This is a genomic window from Synechococcus sp. Cruz CV12-2-Slac-r (assembly GCF_024346075.1).
In the GTDB taxonomy this organism is placed as follows: domain Bacteria; phylum Cyanobacteriota; class Cyanobacteriia; order PCC-6307; family Cyanobiaceae; genus Synechococcus_D.
In genome coordinates this window covers 1-4,661 of record NZ_JAGQEK010000126.1, presented here as the reverse complement: position 1 = coordinate 4,661, position 4,661 = coordinate 1, and the positions used below count along the sequence as shown (strand labels likewise).

Sequence of the window (4,661 nt, the reverse complement as noted above, 5' to 3'; positions counted from 1 at the left end):
AGCCAATCGATCCCCTCAAGGCCTACCCAATCCCCCACCATCACTTGGACACCTTCATGGGCAAGGCGGGAACGACGGGTGCATAGCAGTAGACGCTGCTCTGCGGGCCCGGGATTTTCTAACCTCACCCTGCAAAAATTTGCCTCTAGGGCCATCACTTGAGCCCGCGGCAGTTCAGCCACGGAGAATTCTTAATTGCACCGAACCATCTAATTGCGGATCTCTTATTAGTTCTTGCACTTGATCAGATCCCTCAAGTGATTCCACCACCATGCGATCAGGTTCACCGCCATCAAGCCAAACCTGCAACAACTTGCCTGGTGCTAATGCTTCAAGGGCCAGCTTGGTGCGAATAAAATTAAGCGGACATGGGGTGCCGCGTAAATCAAGCACTGTTATAAAAACCGCAATGGCAAACTAATCATTGAAACAGACCACCAAATAAACCTTTGCCTTTGGGATGGCTTCTAGCAATAGTAGTAAGTTCTTCAAGTAACTCACGCTCCTTTGCTTCTAATTTCTGAGGCACTACCACTTTCACTGTAAACATATGATTACCACGGGCTACTGGATTACCTAAGCGAGGTACACCTCGATCTTTGAGGGTGAGAACAGTGCCGGGCTGAGTGCCGGGGGGAATTTGAAACTCTTCAGGTCCATCAACAGTTTCCACCTGAAGGCGATCACCCAATATTGCCTGTAGATAACTAATTGCTAGTTCCGAATTTATATGGATACCATCGCGGCGCAATTTTGAATCGGCCTGCACAAATAACACCACATAAAGATCACCAGAAGGGCCGCCGCGCACGCCGGCATTTCCTTCGCTGTTAACCCTTAGCCGCGTGCCAGAATCAACACCAGCGGGGATATTAATTCTTAGTTTCTTACGCACTTGTTGAACTCCTTGGCCGGCGCAATCGCCACAGGGATCAGCAATCACCTGGCCGCTACCTTCACAGGCAGGGCATGGAGCCACTTGGGTAAAAGTGCCAAAGGGGGTGCGGGTAGCGCGGCGCACCTGGCCGGCGCCACCACAGGTGCTGCAATTCACCGGACCACTGCCAGACTTTGCACCACTGCCTTTGCAAGTACCGCAGGTTTCCAAATGACGGATTTGGATTTCCTTTTCTTGACCAAATACCGCCTCTTTGAAGCTGATATTTAGATCAAATCTCAAATCGTCCCCTTGCCGGGGGCCGCGCTGTCTTTGACCCGGCGCTGCAGCACCACCAAAACCACTAAAGAAAGTTTCAAATAAATCAGCAAACCCACCCATGTCGCCCATGTCTGGCGCGCCGGCTGCGCCAGAAACCCCAGCCTCTCCAAATTGGTCGTAGCGGGCCCGAGTTTTCGGATCTCCTAATACTTCATAAGCTCTTCCAACTTCTTTGAACTTATCTTCTGCGCCAGGATCCTTATTTACATCTGGGTGATATTGACGCGCTAAACGCCGATAAGCACGTTTTAAAGTTTCAGCATCAGCATCTCTAGGCACTGCCAGCAGTTCGTAATAATCAGCCATTAGTTATTACCTTCAGCCTCAGCGGTGGCTGCATCGCTGTTCGAATCATTGGTTTCGCCTGAGGGGCCAGGACCCATAGAAACTTTCACCATGGCGTGGCGCAACACACGGCCATCGAGGTGATATCCGCGCTGAAGTTCCTCAATAACCACATCTTCTGGGTATTTATCGCTTGGTTCATTGAGTACAGCTTCATGGAGGCTGGGGTTAAAAGCTTCACCCTCCACCCGCATCGGCGATACCCCCAACTGCTTCATCACATCTACTAATTGTTTATACAAACCTTGGTAACTGCGATGCAATCCTTGGGCCTCTTCTCCCTCAGGATTCAGCTGTTGACGGGCCCGCTCGAAGTTATCCACCACCGGTAAAATTTCACTAAGGGTGCTGCAGATCAATTGCAGCCGCAAATCTTCCGTTTCCCGTTGCTGCCGCTTACGAAAATTATCGAAATCCGCTGCAATACGCATGTATTGCCCGCGTAACACTTCATTCTCCTGGCGCAGGCTGGCTAGATCAGCTTCAACTGATTCGTTTGCAGCAACAGATTCGTTTGCAACAGTTGCTTCGGCCGCAGGAATCGTTTGTTCCTCCATAGAAATGGGCGTATCAGTGCTTGCCTGCTCAGGAGCGGGGGAAGCGGGGGAATCTTCGTTCATGCGGCAACCCAACAGATTTCATTATTTTGCTGGGATCCCTACCCCTGAATCAAGGTCGGGAAACCCCGCCATCCTGAAAACAAATACGAGCCATTGCGGTGTGGAGCGGCATGGAAAAATTTGAACTAAGCAACAAATTTGACAATTTTGCAAGCCCAGAAGCACTTGTAGAGCCGCCTCTGGAAGAAAGTGCGGCAAATATCAGTGCATCACCAATGGTGCAACTAGCAGATCGCATTTTGTTAAAGGCTCTCGATAGCAAAGCCAGCGACATTCACATAGAACCCCAAGAGAATGAATTGCGGGTAAGGCTGCGGCTCGATGGGGTGTTGCAAAACGCCTTTGAACCCCTGCCCGCAAAAGTTATTCCTGCTCTCACCAGCCGTTTCAAGATCATGGCCGATCTTGATATCGCTGAGCGGCGCTTAGCCCAAGACGGTCGAATACGCCGGAACTACAAAGGCCGCACGGTGGATTTCCGCTTAAACGTGCTGCCCAGCCGGTTTGGCGAAAAACTGGTTTTACGTTTGCTCGATTCCAGCACCACGCAGCTGGGTTTAGAGCAATTAATCAGTGATCCCTTGGTGCTTGCAGAACTGCGGGAGATCGGTCGCAGGCCATACGGCATTTTGCTGGTTACCGGCCCCACTGGTTCGGGCAAGAGCACCACTCTTTACGGCTTATTAGCAGAACGCAATCACACGGAACTAAATATTTCCACCGTTGAAGATCCAATCGAATACACCCTGCCGGGTATCACCCAAACCCAGGTAAATAGGGAAAAGGGCTTTGATTTTGCTCAGGCCCTCAGAGCATTTATGCGTCAAGACCCAGATGTGTTGCTGGTGGGGGAAACCCGCGATCTGGAAACCGCCAAAACCGCCCTTGAAGCAGCACTTACCGGCCATCTAGTGCTCACAACCCTGCACTGCAACGATGCCCCAAGCGCTGTTGCCCGTCTTAGCGAAATGGGGGTAGAAACCTTTCTGCTTAGTGCTGCACTTGTGGGTGTGCTGTCGCAAAGGCTTCTGCGGCGACTATGCAGCCATTGCTGCGAGGTGCACCAACCCGAGGAAATTGAACTTGCTCGCCTTGGTTTAAAAGCAAGCGAGGGCAGCAGCATCAACTTCAAACGTGCACCAAAAACAAACTCCTGCGATCAATGCAATGGCCTGGGCTATCGGGGCCGCATCGGTGTATTTGAACTAATGCGCATCAACGATGAATTATCGGCAGCAATCGGCAAAGGGGCCAGTAGCAATGAATTGCGCAGATTGGCGTTAGCTAATGGCATGAAAACACTCCTAGGCAGCGGCATAAGCCTGGCGAAACAGGGTCACACCAGCCTGGATGAAGTGGAGAGGGTGTTGCTAACAGATTCAGGCCTGCAACAGGAAATACGCCAAAAACAAGTTAGTAATGCCACCTGCAAAGGCTGTAATGCCGGCTTGCAAGACGAATGGCTCGACTGCCCATATTGCCTAACTACGAGATAAACAGATAGGGGGGAACACTGCAGCAACAGAGCAATAAAAAGTATGGCTGCAGCAATCGATCCAGAAATGAGTGCCTTGATGTTGGCGCTGCTGGCAGCTGGTGGCAGCGATCTGCATATATCAGCAAATTCAGCTGCCTACGGACGCATTAATGGCGAATTACAACCTCTAACAGACAATAAATTTAGCAGCGGGGAGATTAAACGACTAATTTACTCATTGTTGAGTAGCCAGCAGCAGCAGCAATTAGAGAAGAATTACGAACTAGATTGTGCATATGAGCTTAGAAACGTTTCAAGATTTCGGCTTAATGTGTACAAGGAAAAAAATAACTTGGCCGCCTGCTTGCGATCCCTTGGCAATAAAATACCAAGTTTTAAACAACTCGGCCTGGCACAATCGCTGCTTGAAATCATCGATCGCCCCAATGGCTTGGTGCTGGTTACAGGCCCGACCGGCTCAGGCAAAAGCAGCAGCCTTGCAGCAATACTTGAACATATAAACCAAAATAAAGCGCATCACATAATAACAGTGGAAGATCCGATTGAATTTTTATATCAGCCGGCCAAAAGTTTAATTCATCAAAGGGAGTTAGGCGAGGATACCCACAGTTTTGCAAATGCTCTGCGGGCAGCGCTACGGGAGGATCCAGATGTGATCCTAGTGGGCGAACTAAGGGATCTTGAAACAATTCAGCTAGCGATAAGCGCTGCAGAAACAGGCCATTTAGTGTTTGCAACATTGCACACCAATTCGGCTGCCCAAACAATTGAACGGCTAATTGATGTATTTCCGGCCGCTCAACAAAGCCAGATCCGAATGCAGCTTAGTGGCAGCTTACTGGCGGTATTCGCGCAAACACTATGCAGAGCTATTGATAAAAGTAACGGTTGCTTTGGCAGGGTGATGGCACAAGAAATAATGATAAATAACAACGCAATTGCAAACTTAATTCGCGAAGGTAAAACAGCACAAATATAT

5 protein-coding genes and 1 pseudogene are annotated in these 4,661 nt (G+C 49.8%); 2 read left to right on the top strand and 4 right to left on the bottom strand.

The window, feature by feature from the left end:
- The 4 genes and pseudogenes from KB557_RS09075 to grpE all read right to left on the bottom strand — a co-directional run.
- Positions 1-182, bottom strand: a pseudogene (locus KB557_RS09075) (ribosome small subunit-dependent GTPase); the annotation flags it as partial.
- Entirely contained in the window at positions 175-399 is a 225-nt protein-coding gene (locus KB557_RS09070; protein ID WP_255133439.1) for a sulfurtransferase TusA family protein, read from the bottom strand. The pseudogene KB557_RS09075 and the gene KB557_RS09070, both read right to left, overlap by 8 nt.
- Before the next feature lie 22 nt (positions 400-421).
- Positions 422-1,525, bottom strand: a complete 1,104-nt coding sequence (gene dnaJ, locus KB557_RS09065) for a molecular chaperone DnaJ (RefSeq protein ID WP_255133436.1) — start codon at positions 1,523-1,525, stop codon at positions 422-424.
- On the bottom strand, positions 1,525-2,184 hold the full coding sequence (gene grpE / locus KB557_RS09060) for a nucleotide exchange factor GrpE (protein ID WP_255133434.1): 660 nt from the start codon (positions 2,182-2,184) through the stop codon (positions 1,525-1,527). Before grpE ends, dnaJ begins: the two co-directional genes overlap by 1 nt.
- Positions 2,185-2,294: 110 nt before the next feature.
- Here grpE and KB557_RS09055 point away from each other — a divergent pair, with 110 nt between their 5' ends.
- Complete coding sequence (locus KB557_RS09055) at positions 2,295-3,680, top strand: GspE/PulE family protein (RefSeq protein WP_255133432.1); 1,386 nt, start codon at positions 2,295-2,297, stop codon at positions 3,678-3,680.
- A gap of 54 nt (positions 3,681-3,734) precedes the next feature.
- A partial coding sequence (locus KB557_RS09050) for a type IV pilus twitching motility protein PilT (RefSeq protein ID WP_399218920.1) occupies positions 3,735-4,661 on the top strand: 927 nt, incomplete at its 3' end.

Excerpts from the sequence above, each read along its gene's own strand:
- dnaJ (WP_255133436.1), bottom strand. The coding sequence starts at position 1,525 with ATGGCTGATTATTACGAACTGCTGGCAGTGCCTAGAGATGCTGATGCT.
- grpE (WP_255133434.1), bottom strand. The coding sequence starts at position 2,184 with ATGAACGAAGATTCCCCCGCTTCCCCCGCTCCTGAGCAGGCAAGCACT.
- KB557_RS09055 (WP_255133432.1), top strand. The coding sequence starts at position 2,295 with ATGGAAAAATTTGAACTAAGCAACAAATTTGACAATTTTGCAAGCCCA.